Genomic DNA, 25,404 nt, shown 5'->3' with positions numbered 1-25,404 from the left:
GCTGCGGCAGCTCTTTCGCTTTAGTCGGCGGCCGCCGCCGGCCTGTTTCGACCGACCGGACCACCGCCGTTAAAGATTACTCGGACTTTTCGCCCTTGGAGTCGTCGGACTTTTCAGCCTTGTCGGACTTACCCGTCTTGGCCGGTTCCGTCTTGCTGATGACATCCATCAACGTGCTGGCTGCAACGCGGATGCGAACGCCTTCGGCGATTTCGACCTGCAGCTTACCGTCATCCATGACTTTTGTGACCTTGCCGAAAATCCCGCCACCGGTCATGACCTGATCACCGCGGCGCGCGGAATTGATCTTGGCCTGGTGTTCTTTCTGCCGCTTTTGCTGCGGCCGGATGAGCAGGAAATAGAAGATCGCGACGATGGCGATCAGCGGCACGAACTGAACCAGTCCGCCCATTCCGCCCATGGCGCCGCCGTCCTGGGCGAATGCCGTCGATATGAAGTACATAAAACCTCCCTACAAGGACGTCGATGCTATGCGTGGTCCTGGAAATCCCATGGGTGTTACTGGGGATACCCTGGTCCACGGCCGGTGCGACGCCCGATCAAATGGAAATCCGACGCGGCTGCACCGCCTCGATTGAGAACCGCCGGACTATACCGAGGGTGACCGCTTTTGCAACGCCCGTAGCCTGCGCCGGTTCACCCCCCGTTTCGGTGCAATATAGGGGCTTTTCAACAGTTATTTTAGGGGGTGGGGCATTTTGGTTCGCTTTGGTCTGTTCTATCGCTGCATTAGCACCCCCACAATCCTTCCCCCCTTTCCCGGGCGCCGGTCCGGTTTATCGACCCGAACCGGCCGCACCGATCTCAACGGCAAGCTTGAAAAACACACAATGCAAAACCGATTGCTGCGTTAAATCTCTGAGTGTTCGGCAGTACCACAAATTGGTCTGAGTAAAGGAGCCAGCGTTTCCCATAACGCATAGGAGCCATCCTCCAATCTGCATTGACGCTAGAACGACCAGGCAATACCGTCCCGCGCCATGACAAATATGATGCAAAACACCGATCTCCTCCCGCTCATAGAGCGCATTGCAACCGCCTTGGAACGGCTGAGCCCGCCTGCGCCGACGCAGGATGACTTGGCCGGTGCAGACGCCTATGTCTGGCACGCAGATGGCAGCCGCCTGTCGCCGGTGAAGAAGGTAAACCGCGTCGATATCTACCTGTTGAAGGGGATAGAACTGCAGCGCGGCCAATTGCTGGAGAACACATCTCGTTTCGCGCGCGGTCTGCCGGCGAACAATGCCCTGCTTTGGGGCGCGCGCGGGGGCGGAAAAAGCTCACTGGTAAAGGCGGTCCACGCGGCGGTGAACAATGAAAAGCCCGGCAGCCTGGGATTGGTCGAAATCCATCGCGAAGACATCCCTACGCTGCCCATCCTGCTCGATCTTCTGCGCGGAACCGACCGCCGCTGGATCCTGTTCTGCGACGACCTGTCCTTCGACGGAGAAGACGCCGCCTATAAATCCCTTAAAGCGGTTCTGGAAGGCGGGGTTGAAGGGCGGCCGGAAAACGTCGTCTTCTACGCGACGTCCAACCGCCGGCATCTGATGGCCCGCGACATGATCGAGAATGAACGCTCGACCGCGATCAACCCGTCGGAAGCCGTTGAAGAGAAAGTCTCCCTTAGCGATCGCTTCGGTCTATGGCTCGGCTTCCATAACTGTGACCAGCAGACCTATTTCGACATGATCGCAGGCTATGTGGAAGCCTACGACCTGGGTGTTGAGGAAGACTATTGGAAACCGCGCGCGGTGGAATGGACCGTGACGCGCGGCGCGCGTTCGGGCCGTGTCGCATGGCAGTTCATTCAGGAACTCGCCGGCAGTCTCGGTAAGCCCCTTACCTAAGCGAACCTGCGCCAAACCGGGTTAGGCTGAACTGTGTTGGGTTGAGGCGGGCAGTGTCCGGGCGCTAAGCCGCCCGGACACCATTAAGGAAATTCTCAACCTCGTGCCGCAACTCGTCCGCTTTGGTTTTCATTCGGCTGGCGACTTCCGTCATCTGACCCGCCGCAGAACCGGTTTCCCCAGCGCCGCGCGTCACCTCGCTGATATTCGTTGAGACTTCCTGCGCGCCTGCAGCCGCTTGATCGACACTGCGGGTAATTTCACCGGTTGCGGCGACCTGTTGCTCAACCGCCGCCGCGATCGCGGAGGTGGTGTGGTTTATGTCATCCACCGTTTTCGCAATCGCCTGGATCGCCAGAACGGCGGCTTCCGTCTCCCCTTGGATCGAAGTGATATGTCGCCCTATATCGCCGGTCGCTTTTGCCGTCTGCGTTGCAAGGCTTTTGACCTCGTTGGCGACCACGGCAAACCCTTTCCCGGCTTCACCCGCCCGGGCCGCCTCAATCGTCGCGTTCAGCGCCAGCAGGTTCGTCTGTTCGGCGATATCCTGGATCAATTGCACCACTTGGCCGATTTCCTTCGCGGCCTCCGACAGTCCCTGCACCGTTTGGTCGGTCTTCCGGGCCTGATCGACCGCGCGTCCCGCAATCTCAGCAGATTGCGAAACCTGCCTGCCGATTTCAGAAGATGAGTGGGACAACTGTTCCGTCGCGGCGGCCACGCTCTGCACATTGGTCGATGTCTGGCCCGCCGCCGCAGCAACGGTCGTCGCCCTGCGATTTGTATCGTCTGCAATGGAACTCATGGAGTTAGAGGTTTTTTCCGTTTCCGCCGCGGAACCGGAAAAGGCGTCCAACACCTCACCGACCTTCCGGTCGAAGCCCAGGGTCAGTTCTTCGATCCGCTTGGCCCGTTCTTCCCGCCCGCGGGCCTCTTGTTCCTGCTGAGCCTGCAATTCGTCATTGCGTATCAAGTTCTCCTTGAAGACCTGAACAGCATCGGCCATGTCCCCGATTTCGTCCTGATGGTCCTGACCGGGGATTTCCACCGTGCGGTCGCCGCCCGCCAGGCCCGTCATCGCCCTCGTGATGGCCCGGATCGGCTTGGAGATGCTGCCTCCGATCAACCAGGCAAGAACGCTTCCCAGAACGACGCTGACCCCGGAAACAACGATGGAAATTGTCATGCCGATTGAATTCGACAATTGGGCGGTCTCGCCCAGGTTATCCTGAATGTCGCCGTTGGTTTGCACCACGGCATCCATATCTGCCAGAGCCTTCGAACCGTGCTTGCTGAGTGTTTTTTCGACCAGGCGCGTACGCATTTCGACCGTTTTAAACAGACGTTCTGCCGCGCCCATATAGGCTTTATGAAGCGTGAGCACTTTGTCCGACAGGGCCACCCGGCCCTCGTCATAAATATTCTCCGCCAAGACGTCATGTTTCTCGTCCATCAAGGCGCTTTCCGCCTTCAGCGCCTGCAGCGCTTTGCTGTCAGGACGGAACTGGAACTGGTCGACGAAGTTCCGCATGCGCAGGACATGACGCATGACTTCTCCCCCCATGGCCGCGATGTCGGCGAGGTATTCATCGGTCGCGGTGCGAACCAATTTCCCCATATGCGTTTCCATTTTGCCGTCCTGAACGGAAAGCTCCTTCTCGACGATGCTGACCCGCTGTTTGTCCAGTTTCGTCACTTCGACGAAGGCATCGAAATAGGCCTTCAGATTTTCCGATACCGATTCCAGTTGCGCGCGACTTTCATCGGGTAAATCCATCGCGGCCAAAGCCTCCATTCGCTCTTCGACCCGTTTTCGGGCAGCAGCGACCTTAATGACGACGGACATGGAAGGATTGCTCAGGAAATGCTCGACCAACAATTGGGCTCTCATCAGGTCGGCCTGGACACGGCTGATTTCCGCCGTCTGGGTCGCCAGAGCCCGGTAACTTTCGCCCTTCGAACCAGACTGCCCCAAACTCCACCAAGAGGTTGCGCTGATGATCAATAGGAAGAGGAGTATGGCGCCGAAACCGCCATAAATCTTGGTCGAAATATTGACCTTCTTAAGAATGGACATCGGGGGCTCCTGGATGGACCCGGCAAGGCCGGAGAGGATTGGATTTACTCCAAAAGAAACGACACCCGATGTTAGGTTCAGCCAGTTAATGAAATCTCAACAGCACGCCTTTTCATAAAATTTTATCATTCTAAACAATTAGATAAATAGTATAGTAGAATGATCATATTTCTTAGTTACCCGATCACGCGCCAAGGCGACCCTGCGGATTAATGGCCTTGCGGCCTTTTCTGATTTCAAAATGAAGTTGCGGCCGGTCCACATTGCCGGTGCTGCCGACCCGCGCAATGGCCTGCCCCCGCCGCACGCGGTCCCCACGCTTTACCAGCACATCCGCCGTATGGGCGTAGGCGGTCACATACCCGTCCGCATGTTTCACCAATACCATGTTGCCGAACCCTTTCAGTTCGGAGCCTGCATAGACAACGACACCGTTCTCAGCCGCACGAACAGAAGTCCCCCGCGGGGCAGCGATATTGACCCCGTCGTTGTGTAGCCCACCCGCCTTGGGCCCGAATCTGGAAATGACCCTGCCCTGCACAGGCCACAGGAAGGTGTCCTTACTGCGCGCTTCCGGACGCGGCACGATTTTCGGCCCGGCGATGGTTACTTGCGACAGCCCCTCGGGTTTCATCCGCGGTCGTGGAAAACCATCCGCCGATACCGCGAAGCCACGTTGTGGCACCGGCTCGGCGGCGACCTGTGGCGCCGCGGGTCGGTCGCCGGCCTGTCTGGGCGCCCGAGGCCCTCCAGCAAGCGGCGCCAGGGCCGGTTGGGATTGAGGTTGGGGCGTTTGGGCCTGGCGCTTGGGTTGGACAGCCAAGGGCGCATCCAGTGGCTCCTCCGCCAACTTCCGGCGTTCCTCATCCGTCAATTTTGTTTCAAAACGCACGACCGGCTCCGGTTCCGGCGTCGATTGCCTTGGTATAGCGGCAACACTTTGGGCTTCTACGACCCGGCCCGGAATGATCAAGCGCTGCCCGACGCGGATGGTAAAGGGAGGACTGATATTGTTGCGTTGGACCAGTTGACTCATATCGACGCCATATTGCCGTGAAATGCCATAAACTGTCTCACCGGGCCGAACGCGGTGAACACGGCTCGCGGGAATGGTCAGGCGCTGGCCCTTGAGCAAAAGGTATGGCGGTTTCAAACCGTTTGCGGAAATCAGATCGCGGGTACTGACGCCATAGGCGCGCGCAATGGAATAGAGGGTTTCGGCGTCCCGGACCACGTGGGAAGACCCATCCTGGATCTCGGCGACAGGGCCTTGTGCAGCGGGGCCCGCATTTCTGGAAGGCGGCGTTTGACCGTCAAACACACGGATGCGCGGCGCGCCCCTGTCCGAACAGCCTGCCAGGACTGACAGACAAACCAGCAAAAGAAGCGCAGTCAAAACCGGCGCATTGGCATTCGAAGCATTCCTGCTGGTCTGGCCGGCCACGTTCCTTATTGCGTCCCTTCAAGCAGCGGCACGAAACGCACGCCGGCCAGTTCCGACGTCGTGATCGTGCCGTCTTCGTGTTTCAGCAATTTGACCAGCCGTTGAGAAACCGGGTCCACGCCAACCGGAATGACGAGCCTGCCGCCCGGTGCCAACTGATCTATCAGCGCCTGGGGAATTTCCGGTGCGGCGGCGGTCACCATGATGCATTCGAAGGGTGCTTGTTCCGGCCAACCCTTGTAGCCGTCGCCATGGCGGGTTGTGATATTGTGCCGATCGAGCGCCTTGAAGCGTTCCTCCGCCTGTTTCAGCAGGTCGCGAATCCGTTCCACCGTATAAACACGGCGGCACAGCAGACTAAGCACCATGGCTTGGTAACCGGACCCGGTGCCAACCTCCAAAACCTTGGCGCGGTCGTGAAGTTCCAGGGCTTCGGTCATCATGGCGACGATCAAGGGCTGGCTGATCGTCTGCCCCAGATCAATCGGAAGCGCCGTATCATCATAGGCATGGCGCCGAAATCCGTCCGGCACGAACATTTCACGCGGGACGCGCTCCATCGCATCCAGGACACGCGCGTCGCGCACGCCGGACCGGCGCAGGCCCAGCGCCAGCTTTGCCCGGTCCTGGACAAGCGGGTCCAGTGACAGATTGTCGTCTTCCGTCATCGTGGAAGGCATCACGTCAACGCATCCCTCATCTGCTCCAAAACGTCTCTGTCCGTTATTTCAACACGGACCGGCGTCACCGTAACATATCCGTCCCGAATCGCCGTGTAATCGCAATCCCCCTCGTCCTGACTCATGGGACGCAGTCCGACGCCCCCATTGTGGCGCAACCGATAAGTTCCCACCCGCCGGGGGTCGTCCCCTGGGGCGACGACGAAGCTCGACGCATCGTCCATCCGACCTTGGCCGACAGGCATTATCCCTTTGATATCAGAATAGGGTCGATTCGGAATATTGACGTTGTAGAAGACATCCCGAACCCACCCGAATGCTGCCAGTTTTTCCAGCACGCCGGGCAGGACCTTCTCTACGGTGTCCCAGTTGATCCCGACCTCGCCGCGATACGCGCTGACGGAAATAGCCGGGATGTTCTGCAAGCAAGCCTCAATCGCCACCCCCATGGTGCCAGACGAGAAGAAATCATCGCCCATGTTCAGGCCATGATTCACGCCGCTCAATACCAGATCGGGCAAATCCGCGCCGAAAACCTTCTGCAAACCCAGGATCGCCGCATCGGCGGGCGAGCCGTCGGTCACATAGCGTTCCGCTGCGCCGACGCGCTTCAGGCGGACATGGCCGGCAAAGGTGATCATATGTGACGCGCCGCTGCGCCCGCCTTCGGGCGCCACGACCCGCACTTCCTTCACCAGGGGACGCGCCACCTGCTCCAACACCGCCAGCCCCTTGGCGCGGATGCCGTCGTCGTTGGAAATCAGGACCCGCGCATCCGCCAGATCGACGGTCTTACGCGGCGCGGTCACGCCACGCTCTCCACCTCGATCCGATCAATACCGCCCATGTAGGGCCGCAGGGCTTCCGGAACCGTGACGCTGCCGTCTTCGTTCTGGTAGTTTTCCAGAACCGCTATCAAGGTCCGGCCGACTGCCAACCCGGATCCGTTCAGCGTGTGGACAAATTTGGTGCCCTTCTCGCCCGGGGTGCGGAAACGCCCTTTCATGCGTCGTGCCTGGAAATCCCAACAATTGGAGCAGCTGGAGATTTCCCGGTACCGTCCCTGCCCCGGCAGCCAGACCTCCAGGTCGTAGGTCTTGCGCGCACCGAAGCCCATATCGCCGGTGCAGAGCGCCAGGACACGGTACGGCAGGTCAAGCGCCTGAAGGATGCCTTCGGCGCAGCCCGTCATCCGTTCCAATTCTTCTTCCGATTTGTCCGGATGGGTGATGCTGACCATCTCAACCTTTGAAAACTGGTGCTGACGGATCATCCCGCGCGTGTCACGACCGGCGGCGCCGGCCTCGGACCGGAAACAAGGTGTCCAAGCGGTGAACCGCAGCGGCAGGTCCGCTTCCTCTGCGATCCTATCGCTGGCCAGATTGGTCAACGGCACTTCCGCGGTTGGGATTAACCAGAACCCCTCTTCCGTGCGGAACAAATCCTCAGCGAACTTCGGAAGCTGCCCGGTTCCGTACATGGCTTCATCACGGACCAGCACCGGGGGTACGATCTCGGTATAGCCATTCTGCAAGGTGTGCCGGTCCAGCATGAAGTTCGCCAAGGCGCGCTCCAACCGGGCCAATGGCCCTTTCAACACCACAAACCGAGCGCCGGAAAGCCGGGCGGCGGTTTCAAAATCCATCAAACCGTTTTCTTCGCCGATATCGAAATGCTGTTTTGGTTCGAAGGAAAACGCCTTTGGCTCGCCCCATTTGCGGATTTCGACATTCGCGTCCTCGTCCGGGCCGACCGGCACGTCGGCCGCCGGAATATTCGGCAGGGATTCCAGAATGCCGGTCAGGTCTTCCGCCGCTTGGCGTTCCTCGGCTTCCAGGGCGGCGATGGTCGATTTCAGCTCAGCGACTTCCGCGATCAGATCGTCAGCGTCCTCGCCGGCCTTTTTCTTCATGCCGACGGCCTTGGATGCTTCGTTCCGTCGCGCCAGCAATTCCTGAAGACGTGTTTGGGCGGACCGCCGCGCTTCATCCATGGCCAGAATGCCGGCGGACATGGGTCCCATGCCCCGCGTTTCCATGGCCTTGTCGAAATCCTTGGGGTTATCGCGGATGAATTTCAGGTCGTGCATAGCCGAACCGTTCCAATTTTTCGGTTTGTGTGAGAAGCCCTAAACGAGACGCCGCGTTTATAAGCGAGGATTCCGGCGCGGTCCACCGGGACCGTTGGCAAAGCCACAGCGATATCATCCAAAAAAAAGAAGACCCCGCACGACGCGGGGCCTTCGACTACCTGTTTGCCTGGCATTGTCCTCGCCCATCCTAACCAAGGAAGAGGTTCGGCAGGAACATCGCTATTTCCGGGATATAGGTGATCAGGATCAATGTTGGCAGCCAAGCGAACAGGATGAACATGAAGGTCGGCTTCATCATCGCCTGAACCGAAACGCCTGTGACCCTGGACCCAAGAAACAGCAGCGGCGCAGTCGGTGGGGTGATGTTGCCCATGCCCAAATTCACCCCCAGGACGGCAGCAAAATGGATCGGGTCCATCCCTGCACTTTCGGCGATGGGTGTCAGCAACGAGGCACTCAACACCAGACCGCTGAAATCGTCCATGAGCATCCCGATCACGATCATGACCACGTTGATCATCAACAGGATGACAATCGGGTTGTCCGAGACCGCGTAGATCGTGTCCTTCGCCAGTTGGGGGATGTCTTCGAAGATCAGATACTTGCTGACGATCAGCACCATGAAGACCATGACCATCACCACGCCGATGGTGACACTGGATTCTTTCAGGGTTTCCCAGAACACCTTCCAGGTCAGCCCTTTGTAGATCCAGAACCCGACAGGAATGGCATACATCGCGGCCACACCGGCGGCTTCTGTCGGCGTCATAATACCGCCATAAATGCCACCCAGAATGATAACCGGCATCAGAATCGCCGGAAGTGCGTTGAAACTGGTCTTGCCGAAAATCTCGATCGGGTTGCCCTCGATCTTCTTCAACCCGACGCCGTCAACCTTGCGAAGCATCACGAAGTTTACGATCAGCAGGAACACGGTGAGGACAAGGCCCGCGGCCAAGGCGGATAGGAAACACTTAAGCACCGATTGCTGCGTCAGCCAGGCATAAACGAGCTGTGTGCCGCTCGGCGGGATCAACAGCCCCAAGGGACTGGCACTGACCAACAGCGCCGCCGAAAACCCTTCCGGGTATTTCGTCTTGCGAAGATGCGGCATCATGATGGAGCCGATGCAGGTCAAGGTCGCCGCACCGCTACCGGAAATCGCCCCGAACATGGCACTCGCCAGGACACAGGCGCCGCTCATACCGCCCTTGATTCCGCCCAGGAGTAATTCGGCAATAGCGACGATCGGCGCAGCGATCCGTCCCTTTTGCATCAGGTCCCCGGCCACGATGAAAAGCGGGATCACCAGAATGATCACCGTGTTCATTTTCCAATGACCGGTGGCCATGAAGGCTGCGATATTGTGATCGCCCATTAGCGCGATAAGCAGCAACACGCCACCGAACGCCATGGGCACGGCGACGCCCGCAAGCAGAAGGACGACGATGACCGCGACAGCAAGAGCCAACAACATCAGACTGCCTCCATATCCCGGGCTTTCGCCAACAGGTCTTCCTCGATCACCTTCGGCCCGAACCGCAGCAGGACATAAAGGTGAAGCAATCCATAGAACGCCATGAAGACAAGTCCGACGAAGATTCCGAGATGCGGAACGAAGAACGGTATCTTCATCGCGATTGTTTTTTGCCAGAACGGATAGGAGAGGACATCGTTCTCGATCATCAGATATCCCCAATAGACCATGACCAAGGATATGCTGCATTCCACAGAATAAAGGATGACCTTCCGCCACCATATGGCTCTCGGACTCTTGAAAAAGGATTCCAGGATATCGGCGCGGATCTGACTGTCTTCATAACTGCCTACGCCGCTGGCCAGAAAATAAAGCCAGAAAGAAACCGGCAGCAGCCATTCCTCGTATGCGAACAGATCAGAATGTAAAATGTATCGAAAGATAACGACCAAAAGAAACGTTGCGGGAAGAACCAGGGTCGCTGCTGCAGAAATATTCAGCTTTATCGCAACCATCGCCTTCACGATCGCACCCAATCTGGGTGGCAGTCGGTCTGCCAATTCAGTCACTGTCTTCTCCCCCATGCAAGTTCAAGGAAACCGCCTTGACCGGCCGAAGCATCGCCGGGACAAGACCAATGCCTCGCCCCGGCAACATAGACCTTTTATTTGGTTATTCGGTTGAGGATATCTTCACCCACCAACTCGCCGACTGTCGGCCAGACTTCCGCTACGATCTTATCCTTGATCATGGCGCGCTGTTCCGGCGTGAACTCAACAACGGTCCAGCCCTTTTCCTTGAGCTTCGCGATGTAGGTTTCGTTCAGGTTCCAGGAATTGTTGTTGATCCCGGTCGCTGCCTTCAGAGCCGCCTTCTGAACGACTTCCTGCTGCTCCGCGGTCATCCGGGCAAACTTCGCGCCGTTCATGTAGATGACGTTGCGTTCGATGAAGGCGTTGTAAGGAATGAAGGTATTCCCGACATCGCTTTCCGCGAACAAGGTGTAAGCCAATTCGGACGTGCAGCAGATCGCGCCGTCAATCGTGCCGGCCTGCACCGCGGGGAAGACCTCCGCCCAGTTCATGGTCGTCGTGTTGTAGCCCAGCAGTTCCATGGTGGACTTGACCATGTTGGAACTCCAAACGCGGATGTTCATTTCCTGGTTACCGATGCCATGCGGATTGGCTGGCTGCTTTGCCGCGACGACACCGATCAATCCTTCGCCCACCGTTGCGAGATATTTCAACCCGTGATCAAGGAATATTTCCGCCAAGATTTTGTTGTATTCGGAATTCGGATTGCCGATGACGGTCTGGATATCGTCCAGCGATGTGATCAGGAAGGGCAGATCCGTGAATTCCAAGCGCGGATCGGCCTGGGCGTAGATCGCAGCATGAACCATGTCTACGTTGCCGAATTTGGCATCCTCAAGCAGTTCTTCACCGGAACCGAGCTGACCGGCCGGGAAAAACTGAACCTTGATCCCCACGCCAGCCCCTTCGATCTCTTCGATCATCTGGGTGACATACGGATAGGCCGGCTGCTTTTCCAACAGCGTGGTAGCCAGCTTCAAAGTTACGTCTTCCGCATGCGCGGCAACCGCTGACGCGGCAAGCAGCGCCGCCCCAAACACGGTTTTCTTCATTACAGACTTAATGGACATCATGTGCCTCCTTGCTAATTAGCCGTTAACGCATTGCCTTTCTGGCAATTTACTCAAATTTTTTATTGCTCGATTTACGGATGCGGCGGCAGCTCTACCCCTTGTCGCTTGGCCGCCAAATTGTCCTTGATCGCGTACCAGTGCAGCATCAGCTGCGGCCCAATCGCCATATAAGGCGGTGCCTTGGAGAGTTTCTCCACAGGGAGGGCCAGCTCTGTCTCGGGTACGTCTTGGGCCCAATCCGCCAGAATCCCGCCCAACATGGTGCCGGTCGGCACCCCCCGACCGGAAAGCCCCGTGCAAGCGACCGCGCCAGGCCCCAACGCGTAGAGCCGTGGAATGGTCGTCTTCTGCATGTCCAACTCGCCCATCCAGTAATAATCCCAGACGGTGTGTTCCGGCACTTGCGGGTGCAGCCAGCGCAACCTGTCGAGCAACATCTGACGGGTAAATGGCATGTCGTGCCCCCGCTTCCCGCGCGGGAACATAGAGACCACCAGCCGGCCTTCTCGATTGTACTTGTAGACAAAGATGTCCCCACGGCCGTCATGCATGGTGCCGTCGAAGGGAACGACCTGTTTGCGGACATCTGCCGGCAGCGGATTGGTCGCCGCCAACAAGGGGCGCCAAATCTTATAGGTCTTTTCCACCTGCATGCCGCCGCCATCTGTATAGGCGCCGGTGGCCATGACGAACTTATCGCACAGGACCGAGCCCTCGGCGGTTTTCAGGCGCCATTTCGCCCCTTCCCGAACCGCGTCGATCATCCGAGATTCCGTGTAGAGCCGTACCCCCTCCTGAATGCAGGCCCGGGCCAGGCCCCGGGAATAGCTGAGTGGGTTCAAATGTCCGCCGGACTTCAACAGCCAGCCTCCATAGAAGCGGGTGGATCCGGTCAAACGCTCCGCCTCAGCCGCGTCGATCAAGCTCGACGGGCAACCGGCGGCCGCATAACTCTCGGCCTTTTGTTCAAGCGCCTCCATGGTGGACGGCATCAGCGCGCCCTGAAAGAAACCGTTCTGTTTCCATTCGCAGTCGATCTGGTAATCCCGGATGAATTCCGCGGCCATGTCCGCGCCCTTGGTCTGGCGCGCGATCAGCCTGTCGCCCCGCTCCCGTCCCAATGCCTGTCGCAACCCGTCAAGGGAGGCCAACACGAAGGTCGGCGTACAATGCCCGGCATTCCGTCCGGACCCGCCGAAACCCGCTTCCTGAGCCTCCAGCAACGTGACCTCAACCCCGCGACGGCGCAGTTCGATCGCCGTCGTCATGCCGGTATACCCACCGCCGACAATGCAGACATCGGTTGAGACTTCGCCCTCCAAGGGCGTCATTGCCGGGGCCGGAATGGCCGTGGCGTGCCACAAGGTTTCATTGAAAGGCGAAAAGGTGGTCATCTTGTCTCCCGTAAAAAAGCGGCGGGCTAAAACCCCGAATCGATCACGATTTTCGATCCATCGAAGAACCGCGTCAGCCTGAAGTCATGCGGATCCACGCAAGGCGTAGCGCCGGAAACGATATCGGCCATCAATCGGCCGGCCCCCGGCCCGATCCCAAAACCATGACCGGAAAAGCCCGTGGCGATGTGAAAACCAGGAACCTCGTCCACAGCCGAAATCACCGGCACGGCATCGGGCGTCACGTCGATCAGGCCGGCCCATGTCTGCGCAACTTTGGCCTTTGCGAAGATCGGCGCGACCTCCGCGGCGCTGGCCAGCGTCTTTTTAACCGTTCCTTGATGCGGCACCGGGTCAAGCACACGGGTCTGCTCAAAAGGCGTGACCTCATCTGGCCGCCATTGCCGCGCATATCCGGCCTCAACCCCGAAACGCGGGCCGACACGCAGCCTCAAGTCCCGCCACTGGTGCAAAAGCGCTGGGAAAAACTTCATCGCCAAGCGGAAACTATCCGGCACGATATCGACAATGTTTCGGGTGCCGTCGGCAATCGTGTAGCCGCCGTCCTGCCGTTTCCGGAAAGCAACCTTTTCGGTCCAGTAGGCAACCTCGGGTCCGCCCTCCAGCGGCTCTGTCCTAAGAACCGTGTTCATGACCTTCAACTGGGGCAGTTCAATCCCCAAATTGCCACTGAACAAGCGCGACCAGGCACCTCCGGCCAGCACCACTGCACTGCAGGCGATCGTCCCACGCTCTGTAACGACGCCGGACACCCGCCCGGCGGTGGTCTCTACCGCGCGAACGGCACATTCGGTCAGCACCGCCGCCCCTTTTGCCCGCGCCCCTTCAGCAATGGCAGGGGCTGCCTTCTGCGGTTCGGCCCGGCCGTCCATCGGGGTATAGAGTGCTCCCTTCACCGGATAATTCAGTCCGGGGATCAATTCGGCCACCTTACTGGGTGCGACGACTCCGCTTTGGATCTGGTACGGCTTCAGGTTCTCGGCCCAGTCGGCGTATTGTTCGACTTCCTCGTCGGACTTGCAGGCAAAGGCGATGCCTGCGCGTTTATACCCGGTATCCCGCTGGGTCCGGTCATTCAGCCCCGGCCAGATACGAAGCGCTTCGACCATCAAGGGAATTTCGCGCACATCCCGGCGCGAAATACGCACCCACCCCCAATTGCGGGAGCTCTGTTCTTGGCCAATCCCGCCTTTTTCACAAAGGGCGACTCTCAAACCGCGTTCTTGCAGTTCCAACGCGGTGGACGTGCCGATGATACCGCCGCCGATGACAACGACATCGACTCTGTCTGGAAGTTTAGGATCCCCCTGAACGGGTACGACTGTGGGACCGGGCATTCAAAAACACCTTTTGCTACGAATTGCGACGTGGGAATTCCGGAAACCGAAATACTTTCCCGAAGACATGTTGGCGGGGATGAAAAGCAGGCATCAATAACGCGCCCAGGGCGCAACCCAGTCGCTGGAGCTGCCGGCCCGGCGAGCGGCATAGGCCGCAGCCGACTTGCGCAGCACCTTGACCGCAAGGTCATGCTCCTCGTCCGACAGCATCCAAAAAACTTCCGACCGCTCCTTGGCAATGGTGTCCTTGATCAAGACGACCATTTCATCCCCCTTGGGTGTCGTGAAGAGAAGTTGTCTGCGCTTGGATGCGGGATCCGGCCTGCGTTCGATCAATCCATCCGCAATCAAACGGTCGACCAATCGGGCCATTGCGGGGGCGTCCTTGCCTGTGAAGATCGCCAATTCCGAGGCTGTTATCCCAGGCTGCCCTTGAGTCATCATCAAGGCTGTCACCTTGCCGGTTCCCCCGGCCAATGGGGTGCCTTGGAAATGCTTCTCCAAAAACCGGCTGATCCACATATTCATGATCCGGATATGAAAACTCATCAGATCGGCCAGTGATTCCAGGCCGTCTTCTTCGAAAATGTCCGGATCGTCCGCGCTTTTCTCCTCGCCCTCTCCTTTGACACCATCTGCATTCATTCGAACATCTCCCTGGGATAAACACTTATCATTAACAGTTGTCACCGACAAGTAATATTCCGGTAACACGCCCACAACGTGGGAAAAACGCAACTAAATTATCCGAAAAAAAATACCGATACGCGTGGAAACCGATCCGAAAAGACATTCGGTGCGCTGAGAAAATCTGTCGAAGAAAGAATGTCAGGCAGTCCAATGATACGGCAAGAGCAATATGCCGACCCTAATCATCGTCTCCGTCGACGCCCGCTTCCTTATTCAGGATCGCTTCACGCTCAGCCTTTTGCTTTTCGATAAAGACGGAACACCAGATCGAAATCTCGTAAAGCAGGATGATCGGAATCGCGAGGCCAAGTTGGCTCAGCGGATCGGGCGGCGTCAAAACCGCGGCGGCAACAAAGGCTATGACAATCGAATACCGGCGCTTTTCCCGCAATGTTTTCGCCGTGACGATGCCCGCACGCGACAACAATGACAGGATGACCGGCAATTCGAAGCTGATGCCAAAGGCAAAAATCAGGCGCATCACAAGCGACAGATATTCGTTGACCTTGGGCTCCAGGGTAATCGCCACCGTCCCCTCACCGGCCTGTTGTTCGAAGCCGATAAAGAACTGCCAGGCAACCGGAAGGACTAGGTAATAGACGAAGGCGGCGCCGATGAAGAACAGGATCGGTGTCGCGAACAGGAACGGCAGAAAAGCTTTCTTCTCGTGCTTATAAAGCCCGGGCGCGACGAACATGTAGATCTGCCCGGCGATCACCGGGAAGGCCAGACAGAACGCGGCAAAGAACCCGATCTTGATGTCGGTGAAGAATTTCTCGTGCAGGGCGGTATAGATGAACCGACGGCCGGTTTCTTCCTTCCAGATTTCCGCCAGGGGCGCGACCAGGAAGTTGAAGATATTATCGGCAAAAGCGAAACAGACGAAAAAGCCGATCAATAAACCGCCGACCGAATACATCAGGCGCTGCCGCAGCTCGATCAAATGATCCATCAGCGGCGCTTTGGACTGGTCCAGATCGTCCTTTTCGTTTTCAGCCGCGCTACTCATGCGTCGCCCCCGGTGGAATTCGACTTCGCAGCGGTACCGGACTTTTTAGCCGATGCCGTTTTCGCGGACTTGGAGGAAGCGGACTTCGCAGGCGCCTTCGAAACCGTCTCGGCAACTGTTTCAGCGGTTTTCTCTGCGGGTTTATCCACAGTTTTTTCGGCTGACTTGGGGGCGGGTTCGTCGGACTTTTTATGGGATGACAGAGCGTCCTTTGCGGAGAACTGCGCCTGCTTTCCCGCGTCATCCAATCCCTGCTTTTCCTTATCCAGGTCGGATTTCGTATCTTTCAGGATGGACCCCACTTCGCCGGTCGGGTCGACCGTATCAGTGATTTCCTTTTCCCAATCGCTCTTGGACGTGTCTTCGAGTTTCTTCTTGAGGTCGTGGAGATCGGCATCCCGCGCCATCTCGTCGATGCTGGACTGAAACTCGCCGGCAATACTGCGCAGCTTCTTCATCCCCTGCATAACGGTGCGCAGGACGCGCGGGAGTTCCCGCGGACCAACGACGATCACGGTTATCACCGCGATCATCAGCAGTTCACTCCAGCCAAGGTCGAACATCGAGGGATCCCCGCCCGCGGGCGATTAAGCGAATGCCGGCCGCGACCGCCGCGGCGGCGCCGAAACGGCCGATCAGCCGTTAGCGGCCTTGTCCTTAACTTTTTCGTCCGAGGACTCCGCGTTGGCATCGGACTTCAACTGCTTGGACTCACCTTCTGCCGTGTCGTCGTCGGCCTGGTCCTTCACGTTCTTTTTGAACGCGTTGAGCCCCTTACCGAAATCCCCCATCAGCTGCGAAATCTTGCCTCGGCCGCCGAACAACAGCAGCACAACCGCCAGAACGATCAGCCAATGCCAAATACTAAATGCACCCATTCCCTTGTCCTCAAAATCCACGCACCATGTCAGATGCGCCCCGTGTCGGAGGTGTCCCGCCGCTAACAAATCGGCGCGTTCTTGATTTAAGCCCTATTTAGCGGCTCCGCCCGGAAAAACAAAGGCCTGACTTTGATCAAGTTCGATGGCTTGGATGGTTTCCTCCACCGGCAGGTAGGATCCAGGTACGCGGGCATGCAAATGCAGCTCTTCGCCCGTGGTCTTGCAGGTGCACAGATGAACCAGGCTGGTCCGCCCCAGAAGCCGGGCGCTCAGCACTTTTGCATAACCGGGGCCGATTGAATCTACGGTCGCGGGCGTCAGGCGCAACGCCTCTGGACGAACCAATACTTCCACCGGCGCGCCATTGCTCAGGCCCGGCGCGGGCAACACCCCGACCGCCGTTTCGACCGAACCGCCCTGCACCACGCCCAGAATTCTGTTCACTTCGCCGAAGAAGGAAGCGACGAAGGGCGTGTTTGGTTGCTGATACAGCTCTCGCGGCGCGCCGACCTGAACCAAACGTCCCTCTTTCATCACCGCAATCCGGTCGGCCATATACATGGCTTCCTCTGCATCATGCGTCACCATCAGTGCAGCCGCGCCGCTTTGCCGCAGCGCGTGGAAGGTCTTGTCGCGAACGGAATCGCGAAGCCGTGCGTCCAAGCCGGAAAAAGGCTCATCCAACAAAACAACGGCCGGCTTCGGCGCCAGGGCCCGCGCCAGGGCGACGCGCTGCTGCTGGCCGCCTGACAGCGTGTGAGGATAGGTTTCCGCATAATCAGCCATGCCGACCAGGGAAAGCGCGTCCAAGGCGCGCTCACGCCGTTCGCGTTCCGCCATGCGCTCCAAGCCGAACATCACGTTCTGGAAAACGTCCATATGCGGAAACAGGGCATAGTCCTGAAAAACCAAGCCGATATGGCGGTTTTCCGGCGGCACGTCACGGGCGCCGCCATTCAATTGGCGGTCCCCCATCCAGACTTCGCCGGTCGAAGGAGTTTCCAATCCGGCCGCGACCCGCAAGGCGGTTGTCTTACCGCAGCCGGATGGGCCGAGCAGGCACACCGTCTCAGACGGCGCAATGGAAAGGGACAGATCTTTTACGGCCACAACGGAACCGTAGGCATGCACGATATTCCGGAATTCCAGCGCCGGTTTTTCGGCGCTTTCTTCCGGATCGTTTCCGGTTTCCATCACGTTCGACATATCCGTCATTCACGATCCCCGGCCCGGTAAGGTGTTGAGCCGCTACCAATCTTGTCTATTGCGGCTGAAAATCAATCACAAGATCAAAGAAAGCCGGCGTACGGTTCTTGCTATTCTTAGGCCCTTATTTGTCTGGCCCTATTCGTCGGCCCCTATTCGTCGGCCCCTATTCGTCGATAGCGATGGCGTCTTCCGTCTCCACCGCCTCGTAATCCGTCTCCTCGTCGAAGAGGTCCATTTCCTCCTCCTCGAGGGTTTCGGAATCCGTCAGGTCGGCATCGCTCTCACGCATGGAAATCGCCCCGACGCCGGGTCGGCTGTCCAGCAATCCGGCGGCCTTCAATTCCTGCACGCCCGGCAAGGATTTAAGGTCTTCCAGCCCGAACTGATCCAGGAAAGACGGCGTCGTTCCCCAGGTTACCGGGCGTCCCGGCACCTGCTTGCGCCCACGGGGCTTGATCCATCCCGCTTCGAGAAGCAGGTCGATCGTCCCCCGGCTGACGGCGACACCACGAATTTCTTCAATCTCGGCCCGGGTGACCGGTTGGTTATAGGCAATGATCGCCATGGTTTCGATCGCCGCACGCGAGAGCTTTTTGGGGGTTTCGCGTTCTACCGTCATGAATTCGGCCATATCCGCGGCGGTGCGGAAAGCATAGGCGTCGCCAACCTTGTTCAAGGTGACGCCGCGGTTCGCATACATGCCCTGCAACTCCTCCAGCAGGCCGTTCAGGTCGGCATCTTCCGGCATCCGTCCCGTCAGATGTTTGACGGTTACGGGCTCAGTGCTGGCGAACAGTATGGCTTCCAGCAGGCGGAGTTGTTGAAAACGGTCCATCCGGGTCCTCAGTCCTCATCCTTGAGCAATGGCTCATCGTCCAATTTGTCTGGATCGTCCAGTTCATCTGGGCCGTCCAAGTCATCCAAATCATCCAGATCATCGTCGATATCGATGATTGCCCCGTCCCCAGCGGCATCATTGGCCGCAGCTGGGGCATAACCGCCTTCCGGCAAGCGCTGCAACGGTGCTTTGCGGATCATGATTGGGGCGAAAACGGCACTTTGCTGAACATCCAGCAGCCCTTCCCGCACCAATTCCAGCGTCGCCGCGAACGTCGCCGCCATGGCTGACCGGCGCACCAACGGGTCGCCCAGATCCGGGGGAAGATATTGTTCCAATGTCGACCATTCAGGGATGTTGCCTAAAATAGAGCGCAGGCGCTGAACCGCCTGATCCATCGAATACAGCGCTGTCGGCGTGATACGAAGGGTCGAGATATCCGCCCGCTGCTTCACATTACCATAAGCCTTGAGAAGGTCGAAAAGCGTGGCGTTCCAAGTTGTTATCGTATTTATCTTAACCTTTTCCGGCATCCCGCGCGGAAAGAAATCCTGTCCCAGACGCGGTCGGTCCAGAAGAACCTGGGCGGAATTCTGCATCGCCTCTAGCCGCTGCAACTGAAAGGCAAGGCGGGCAGCCAGTTCGGCCGGGTCTTCACCGTCTTCGTCATCGCCCTGAACAGGCAGCAGCAGCCGCGACTTTAAATAGGCGAGCCAAGCGGCCATTACGAGGTAGTCGGCCGCGATCTCCAGCTTCAGTTCCCGCGCCCGGTTGATGAAGGTCAGATATTGCTCGGCCAGGGCCAAAATGGAGATTTTGGTGATGTCGATCTTGTGCTCGCGGCTCAAGGTCAACAAAAGGTCAATCGGGCCCTCGAACCCGTCCAAGGCCAAAACCAGCGCATCGTCCGTCATCACGTAGTCCGGCGACGCGTTCTCGAACCCGTCATCGGATTTCGGCGCCGTTTCGGGCACAGGCTCCAACGCCGCTTCAGGCGTCTCTCCCTCAGGCGTTTCGGGGCCGGTTTCTGGGCTGGTCAGTTCGTCGCTCATGGTCAGCCCGACTTACCTTCCCGGCGCGGCCCTAGCAAGCCTGCCCAGGTCCCAGCCGGTTGGATTTCCTGCGATCGGGCGAAACAGAACAAGGGCCTAGTCCGCGGAAACTCTCCGATCAGCCCTCACTCTCGATTCCCGCCTTAGGCATCGGGCCTAACGGGGATACACGGAATCTTTTGCGCCTTGAGTTTCCCGCACAGCCTTTCCGCCGCGGATCGATCAGCCATCGGACCGCCGCGAATTCGGAAGAAAGTCCCTTTGCCCGTCACTTCCACCTTTTGAACCTGCAAGGTAAGAGAGCCAAGCAAGTCTTTGTTTGTACGGGAAAGGCGGGACCATTCCTGCACCGCAGCTTCTTGCGTTCGCACAGCACCAACCTGGACCCGCCATTTCTTGGAAATGGCCGCATCCGTCCCGGCGGCAGCCGTATCGGTCTTGGCTGCGGTTTCAACTTTGGTCGGTTCGGCAACTGGTTTTGCGGCTGCCTCGGCCTTTGGCTCAGCAGGCGGCGGTGTGATCGCTGCAACAGTTTCCTGTGCCGCCGGCGCTGCCTCACTCACCTCTTCTTGAGCCTCTTCGATTTTCTCTTCGCTCTGCTCGCTCAGCGTCACGGGGGCTTCAGGCGCGGCTAACTCTTCCGCCGGCAAAGGCGGTGGGGAAATCTTCGGCACCGCCGGCTTTTCAGCTTCGTTCAACTTGTTGGTGGCGGTCACCAAAGGTTCGCCCGCGGGCGCGCCGTTGCCAGCCGCAGGCTGCGACACGGGCGGCACCATGGGTTCTTCCGGCGGGGGCAGCAGGGTTTCGACCTTTTCATGCGAGGATTCCGATGCCCCGCCCTGAACAACGTCATAGACCGTCTTGTCGCGATGGGGAACGGCCAGGCCGCCCGGATCCTCCGGCTTCACCTTGGCCGGACCTTCCGGAGACAAAAGCGGGGCCGCAACCTCGGTCCCTTCCCGGATGCCTTGGTCATAGGCGTAGTAGATCAACCCGCCTAAGGCGGACACGGCCAATACCGCCACGACCAGCGGCGCCGTTCCGAGCTTCCGCTTCGGCGTTCCACCGTCTTTGCCGCCGTCTTCCAGGTCGGCAAGTTCTTTTTCCAATGCATCCAGTTCCGAAGTCACCGGCTCACTCCACCACTATCCAGGGTAACCCCATATATGGGGCTGCTCGTGGCGGTCAGGCTACGTGCTGAAAATCCGTGAAAAGATCCGTCCCGTGCGTGCGTCTGCCTTTGTTAGTGCAGTTCCGCCCTCGGCTCCACGCCGAACACATCCAGGCCGGACGCGATCACCGTCCGCACGGCGCCCACCAACGCCATCCTCGCCATGGTACGTGATTCGTCCCCCGGCACAACGAAGCGCAGCAGTGTATCTTCGCGACCTTTTGTCCACAGTGCATGGAAGGAAGCGGCCAGATCGTAGAGGTAATAAGCCAGCCGATGCGGTTCATGCGACAGCGCGGCCGCCTCCACCGTGCGCGGCCATTCGGCCAGCAGGCGCATCAGGGCAAGCTCGCCCTCTTCCGACAGAACGGACAGGTCCGCACCTGCAACCGCCTGGTCGGAAAAATCGACGCCTGGGAAGGCCTCAACAGCCATTTTCATCACCGAATGGCAGCGGGCATGGGCGTAGTGGACATAGAAGACCGGATTGTCGCGGGATTGTTCTGTTACCGCCGTCAGGTCGAAGTCCATCTGCGCGTCGTTCTTGCGGGTCAACAGGAAGAAGCGAACCACATCCTTACCGACCGCATCGACCAGATCGCGCAGGGTGACGAACGATCCGGACCGCTTGGACATCTTAACCGGCTCACCCTTGTCCATCAAACGCACGATCTGGCACAGCTTTACGTCCAAATCGGCCTTTTCCGCCGTGACCGCCTTCACTGCCGCCTTCATCCGCTTCACATAGCCGCCGTGGTCCGCGCCCCAGATATCAATCTGCTGGGTAAACCCGCGCTGATACTTATCCAGATGATTGGCGATGTCGGACGCGAAATAAGTCCAGCTACCGTCCGATTTCTTCAAGGGACGATCCACGTCGTCACCATATTGGGTCGCCTTGAACAGCCGCTGCGGCCGCGGTTCCCAGTCTTCCGGCTTCTTGCCCTTGGGCGGCTCCAGCACACCGGTATAGATCAGCTCCCGACCTTCCAGGACCGTCAGGACCTCGTCCACTTTACCCGCTTCGACAAGCGCGCGTTCTGAGGTGAAGACATCATGATGCACGCCGAGCGCGGCGAGGTCCGCCTTGATCAGGTCCATCATGCCGTCGATCGCGGCCTTGCGCGTTATCGGCAGCCATTCCTCTTCTGACAGCGCCAGCAATTTGTCGCCGTGTTCCTGTTTCAGCGCCTCGCCGACCGCTTTCAGGTATTCGCCCGGATACAGGCCTTCCGGAATCTCGCCGATATCTTCGCCCAGCGCTTCGCGGTAGCGCAGATAGCTGGACCGGCCGAGCGTATCGACCTGGGTGCCGGCATCGTTGATGTAATATTCCCGCGCGACGTCGAAGCCGGCTTTGGCAAGCAGAGAGGCGAGCGCGTCGCCAATGACCGTGCCGCGGGCATGTCCAATATGAAGCGGCCCGGTCGGGTTGGCCGAGACGTATTCGACATTCACCTTCTGCCCCTTGCCGATATCGGTCCCGCCATAGGCGGTGCCAGCTTTCAGGATGGTCCGCATCTCGTCCTGCCAGACGCTGTCCTTCAGGCGCAGATTGATGAAGCCGGGGCCGGCGATGTCGACGGAGGCGATCCGCGGCGAGGCGAGCAGTTTGTCGGCGATCTTCTCGGCCAGGTCACGTGGTTTCATGCCAGCAGGCTTGGACAGCACCATGGCCGCGTTGGTCGCGGCGTCGCCATGGGACGGATCGCGCGGCGGTTCGATCCCGGCCCGCGTCAGATCCGCCTCAGCCGGCAGGACGCCATCGGCAACCAATCCACTCAACGCGCCCGAAAGGTCGTCGAGCAGTTCCTTGAATACGCTCATAAATTCCTCGTTCCAAAACCTGCTAAAGGACGCCGCCGATCCGCTTCCATTCCCGCCGCGCATAGCGGTCGGTCATTCCGGCGATGTAATCGGCGATGACCCGCGCCCGTTGCGGCGCATCCATATCCTCGACCCCAACGCCCCATTCCTTCGGCATCTGTTCCGGGTCGTTCATGAAAATCGCGAACAACCCGCGCACGGTGGCCTTGCCCGCGGCGCGCGCCGCGTTGACCCGCTCGTTGCGATACATACGCTCGAAAAGGAAGGACTTCAGGGTGGCCTCCTTCTTCCCCATCGCCTCGGAAAAGGCAACCATGGTGTATCCGGCATCGCGCACATCCTGGACCGTCTTGGGGGCCAGATCGTTCAGACGGGACCGCGTTTCCCGGCCGATATCGCCGATCATTTCCCCGATCAGGCGGCGAACCGCTTCGGAAATGGCAACACGGCGGTCCAGATCTCCATAATCGCGCCTGACCTGAACAAAGGCTTCGCCGACATGCGGGACGGCCTCCGACACTTCCTCAATGCTGAACAGGCCGGACCGCAGCCCATCGTCCATGTCGTGATGGTTATAGGCCACATCGTCGGCAATGGCGGCCATTTGCGCCTCCAGACCCGCATGGGCGGACAGCGCCAGGTCGTGGCGTTTGTTATAGGCGCGGATCGTCGGCGGCAGATCCTGTTCCGACGCCACGGCGCGCGGCCCGCCGCCCAGCAACGGACCGTTATGTTTGACGAGGCCTTCCAGGGTTTCCCAAGTCAGGTTCAACCCGTCGAAATCCGGGTAGCGCTTTTCCAGCAGGGTGACGACGCGCAGCGATTGGTCGTTATGGTCATAGCCGCCATAGGGCGCCATGACATCGTCCAGCGCATCCTCTCCCGAATGTCCGAAGGGCGGATGGCCCAGATCGTGGGACAGCGCCAGAACCTCGGCAAGGTCCTCATCCAAATGGAAAGTGCGCGCCAAGGACCGTGCGATCTGTGAGACTTCCAGGGAATGGGTCAGCCGGGTACGCACATGGTCGATTTCCGGCGCGACGAAAACCTGCGTCTTGTGCATCAGACGCCGAAAAGCCGCGCAATGGATGATCCGGTCCCGGTCGCGCTGAAACGGCGTCCGCGTCGCGGATGGGTCTTCGGGATAAAGACGCCCCCTGCTCTCCTCCCACAAAGTGGCGTAAGGCGCCCTTGGATGAGCATTCAGTTCAGGGGCATTCAGTTCGGGGGCATTCAGGTCATGTGCGTTCTTCTGTGTCATGGTCGGCTAGGTACCGCTTTGCGCGTTCAGGCGCAACCGAGAGGCATTCAACGAAAGCCCGGAACGCCCTCATTATTATGGCGGCAATTGACAGGAAATCCCGGCACCCTACATATTAACCTGGATAGAGGACCGCTAAGGTCCTAGTTTGAAGGACGCAATGACCCAACAGGATTCAACGCAAAATACCATGAGTACCGATCCCTTTGCCCTCGACATGACCGCCGCCGACCGCGTGCTGCATATCTCCGATGCCGCGGCAAAACGACTGAACGCGATGATCGAAGCCGAAGGCGGCAAGGACCTGATGCTGCGTGTCACGGTATCCGGCGGCGGCTGCTCCGGTTTCCAATACGGGTTTTCATTCGACGACAAGACGACACCGGATGACCTGACCTTCGAGAAGGACGGCGTGCGTGTGGTGACCGACGAAATGTCGATGAACCTGCTGGCCGGGTCGGAAGTCGATTTCAAGGACGAGTTGGTCGGCGCCTATTTCGCCATCAACAACCCCAACGCTTCTTCCTCCTGCGGCTGCGGCACGTCTTTCGCGGTTTAGATTTCCGCGTCCTATCTTTATGCTTGGGCCTGCCTTCCGGCAGGCCTTTGTATTTTCGGAGCACGCCCCATGAAAATTGCGACTTTCAACGTCAACTCGGTCAAGGCGCGGCTGGACCGCGTGCTGGAATGGTTGGAGGACGCCAAGCCAGACGTCGCCCTGCTGCAGGAGTTGAAATGCGAGGAAGCGAACTTCCCTGCCATGGAGTTCAAGAGCCTTGGGTATGAGGCGGCGGTCGAGGGACAGAAGACTTACAACGGGGTCGCGATCCTCTCGAAACATCCGATCGAGGACGTGAAGCGCGGTCTTCCCGGCGACGATGACGACGATCACGCCCGCTATATCGAAGGCACGGTGCAGGGCATCCGCGTCGCGTCAATCTACTTGCCCAACGGCAACCCGGTCGACGGCCCGAAATACCCTTACAAACTAGCCTGGATGGACCGGTTGGCCGCGCATGTTCGCGATACGCTGCTGCCGACGGAACAGCCCATCGTGCTGGGCGGCGATTACAACATCGTGCCGACCGACGATGACGTCTACGACCCCGATAAATGGGTCGATGACGCTTTGTGCAAACCGGAAAGCCGGGCCAAATTCCGCACCCTTTTGAATCTGGGCCTGACAGAAGCCTGGAAGGCGCTGCACCCGAACGCCGCGCATCAATATTCCTATTGGGACTATGTCCAGGGCCGCTGGCAGAAGGATGAAGGCCTTCGGATCGATCATTTCCTGCTGTCGCCCCAGGCGGCCGACCGGCTGGAGGAATGCGAGATCGACAAGACCCCGCGCGGTAAGGAAAAGCCCAGCGACCACACCCCGGTCTGGTGCCGGCTCTCTTGACC

At 58.9% G+C, this 25,404-nt stretch carries 24 protein-coding genes; 3 read left to right on the top strand and 21 right to left on the bottom strand.

Features of this window, described 5'->3' with window-relative positions:
- Nucleotides 1-76: 76 nt before the first annotated feature.
- Nucleotides 77-463: a preprotein translocase subunit YajC gene (yajC, locus tag EOI86_RS08355; protein WP_127764612.1), complete on the bottom strand. Its 387-nt coding sequence runs from the start codon at nt 461-463 to the stop codon at nt 77-79.
- Between the two features lie 550 nt (nt 464-1,013).
- On the opposite strand from yajC, the gene EOI86_RS08350 reads away from it, so the two are divergent.
- Nucleotides 1,014-1,871 carry an ATP-binding protein gene (locus tag EOI86_RS08350; RefSeq protein ID WP_127765190.1) on the top strand — a complete coding sequence of 286 codons (858 nt, stop codon included), beginning with the start codon at nt 1,014-1,016 and terminating at the stop codon, nt 1,869-1,871.
- A gap of 64 nt (nt 1,872-1,935) precedes the next feature.
- Here the strand turns inward: EOI86_RS08350 and EOI86_RS08345 are convergent, their stop codons facing one another.
- The 20 genes from EOI86_RS08345 to EOI86_RS08250 form a co-directional block, all read right to left on the bottom strand.
- On the bottom strand, nt 1,936-3,948 hold the full coding sequence (locus EOI86_RS08345; RefSeq protein WP_127764611.1) for a HAMP domain-containing methyl-accepting chemotaxis protein: 2,013 nt from the start codon (nt 3,946-3,948) through the stop codon (nt 1,936-1,938).
- 184 nt (nt 3,949-4,132) lie between these two features.
- Nucleotides 4,133-5,182: a LysM peptidoglycan-binding domain-containing M23 family metallopeptidase gene (locus EOI86_RS08340; protein WP_127764610.1), complete on the bottom strand. Its 1,050-nt coding sequence runs from the start codon at nt 5,180-5,182 to the stop codon at nt 4,133-4,135.
- 215 nt (nt 5,183-5,397) lie between these two features.
- Entirely contained in the window at nt 5,398-6,072 is a 675-nt protein-coding gene (locus tag EOI86_RS08335) for a protein-L-isoaspartate(D-aspartate) O-methyltransferase (protein WP_240035626.1), read from the bottom strand.
- Nucleotides 6,072-6,881 carry a 5'/3'-nucleotidase SurE gene (gene surE / locus EOI86_RS08330; protein WP_127764609.1) on the bottom strand — a complete coding sequence of 270 codons (810 nt, stop codon included), beginning with the start codon at nt 6,879-6,881 and terminating at the stop codon, nt 6,072-6,074. Before surE ends, EOI86_RS08335 begins: the two co-directional genes overlap by 1 nt.
- On the bottom strand, nt 6,878-8,161 hold the full coding sequence (serS, locus tag EOI86_RS08325) for a serine--tRNA ligase (protein ID WP_127764608.1): 1,284 nt from the start codon (nt 8,159-8,161) through the stop codon (nt 6,878-6,880). The genes surE and serS overlap by 4 nt, the downstream gene beginning before the upstream one ends.
- 190 nt (nt 8,162-8,351) lie before the next feature.
- Nucleotides 8,352-9,641 carry a TRAP transporter large permease gene (locus EOI86_RS08320; RefSeq protein ID WP_127764607.1) on the bottom strand — a complete coding sequence of 430 codons (1,290 nt, stop codon included), beginning with the start codon at nt 9,639-9,641 and terminating at the stop codon, nt 8,352-8,354.
- Nucleotides 9,641-10,210 (bottom strand): TRAP transporter small permease, encoded by a 570-nt coding sequence (locus EOI86_RS08315; RefSeq protein ID WP_161973748.1) that lies wholly within the window; start codon nt 10,208-10,210, stop codon nt 9,641-9,643. Before EOI86_RS08315 ends, EOI86_RS08320 begins: the two co-directional genes overlap by 1 nt.
- A 95-nt stretch (nt 10,211-10,305) precedes the next feature.
- A complete protein-coding gene (dctP, locus tag EOI86_RS08310) occupies nt 10,306-11,307 on the bottom strand; it encodes a TRAP transporter substrate-binding protein DctP (protein WP_127764605.1) in 1,002 nt (333 codons plus the stop codon).
- Nucleotides 11,308-11,378: 71 nt separating this feature from the next.
- Nucleotides 11,379-12,701, bottom strand: coding sequence for an NAD(P)/FAD-dependent oxidoreductase (locus tag EOI86_RS08305; protein ID WP_127764604.1), 1,323 nt, complete (start codon nt 12,699-12,701; stop codon nt 11,379-11,381).
- 26 nt (nt 12,702-12,727) lie between these two features.
- Entirely contained in the window at nt 12,728-14,059 is a 1,332-nt protein-coding gene (locus EOI86_RS08300) for an NAD(P)/FAD-dependent oxidoreductase (protein WP_127764603.1), read from the bottom strand.
- A gap of 93 nt (nt 14,060-14,152) precedes the next feature.
- Nucleotides 14,153-14,707, bottom strand: coding sequence for a MarR family winged helix-turn-helix transcriptional regulator (locus EOI86_RS08295; protein WP_127764602.1), 555 nt, complete (start codon nt 14,705-14,707; stop codon nt 14,153-14,155).
- Between the two features lie 223 nt (nt 14,708-14,930).
- Complete coding sequence (gene tatC / locus EOI86_RS08290) at nt 14,931-15,761, bottom strand: twin-arginine translocase subunit TatC (RefSeq protein WP_127764601.1); 831 nt, start codon at nt 15,759-15,761, stop codon at nt 14,931-14,933.
- A complete protein-coding gene (gene tatB, locus EOI86_RS08285) occupies nt 15,758-16,324 on the bottom strand; it encodes a Sec-independent protein translocase protein TatB (protein ID WP_127764600.1) in 567 nt (188 codons plus the stop codon). The genes tatC and tatB overlap by 4 nt, the downstream gene beginning before the upstream one ends.
- Nucleotides 16,325-16,396: 72 nt before the next feature.
- Entirely contained in the window at nt 16,397-16,639 is a 243-nt protein-coding gene (locus EOI86_RS08280; protein WP_127764599.1) for a twin-arginine translocase TatA/TatE family subunit, read from the bottom strand.
- Between the two features lie 93 nt (nt 16,640-16,732).
- Nucleotides 16,733-17,857 carry an ABC transporter ATP-binding protein gene (locus EOI86_RS08275; protein ID WP_127764598.1) on the bottom strand — a complete coding sequence of 375 codons (1,125 nt, stop codon included), beginning with the start codon at nt 17,855-17,857 and terminating at the stop codon, nt 16,733-16,735.
- 157 nt (nt 17,858-18,014) lie between these two features.
- On the bottom strand, nt 18,015-18,686 hold the full coding sequence (gene scpB, locus EOI86_RS08270; RefSeq protein WP_127764597.1) for an SMC-Scp complex subunit ScpB: 672 nt from the start codon (nt 18,684-18,686) through the stop codon (nt 18,015-18,017).
- Nucleotides 18,687-18,694: 8 nt separating this feature from the next.
- The gene (locus EOI86_RS08265) at nt 18,695-19,741 is read right to left on the bottom strand and encodes a segregation and condensation protein A (RefSeq protein ID WP_240035593.1); all 1,047 of its coding nucleotides are present in this window, start codon (nt 19,739-19,741) and stop codon (nt 18,695-18,697) included.
- Between the two features lie 143 nt (nt 19,742-19,884).
- Complete coding sequence (locus EOI86_RS08260) at nt 19,885-20,871, bottom strand: SPOR domain-containing protein (RefSeq protein ID WP_127764596.1); 987 nt, start codon at nt 20,869-20,871, stop codon at nt 19,885-19,887.
- A gap of 113 nt (nt 20,872-20,984) precedes the next feature.
- Nucleotides 20,985-22,739, bottom strand: coding sequence for an arginine--tRNA ligase (gene argS, locus EOI86_RS08255; RefSeq protein WP_127764595.1), 1,755 nt, complete (start codon nt 22,737-22,739; stop codon nt 20,985-20,987).
- A 22-nt stretch (nt 22,740-22,761) separates the two neighbouring features.
- Nucleotides 22,762-24,000: a deoxyguanosinetriphosphate triphosphohydrolase gene (locus tag EOI86_RS08250; RefSeq protein ID WP_127764594.1), complete on the bottom strand. Its 1,239-nt coding sequence runs from the start codon at nt 23,998-24,000 to the stop codon at nt 22,762-22,764.
- A 190-nt stretch (nt 24,001-24,190) separates the two neighbouring features.
- Between EOI86_RS08250 and erpA the strand changes: the two genes are divergently transcribed.
- Nucleotides 24,191-24,559 carry an iron-sulfur cluster insertion protein ErpA gene (erpA, locus tag EOI86_RS08245; protein WP_240035592.1) on the top strand — a complete coding sequence of 123 codons (369 nt, stop codon included), beginning with the start codon at nt 24,191-24,193 and terminating at the stop codon, nt 24,557-24,559.
- Nucleotides 24,560-24,628: 69 nt separating this feature from the next.
- A complete protein-coding gene (locus EOI86_RS08240; protein WP_127764593.1) occupies nt 24,629-25,402 on the top strand; it encodes an exodeoxyribonuclease III in 774 nt (257 codons plus the stop codon).
- The last annotated feature ends 2 nt before the right edge of the window (nt 25,403-25,404 follow it).

Origin of the sequence: Hwanghaeella grinnelliae, from assembly GCF_004005845.1 — a bacterium.
GTDB classification, from domain to species: domain Bacteria; phylum Pseudomonadota; class Alphaproteobacteria; order UBA8366; family Aestuariispiraceae; genus Hwanghaeella; species Hwanghaeella grinnelliae.
Note: the sequence above shows the minus strand (reverse complement) of the source record. Positions and strands in the feature narration are given on the sequence as shown.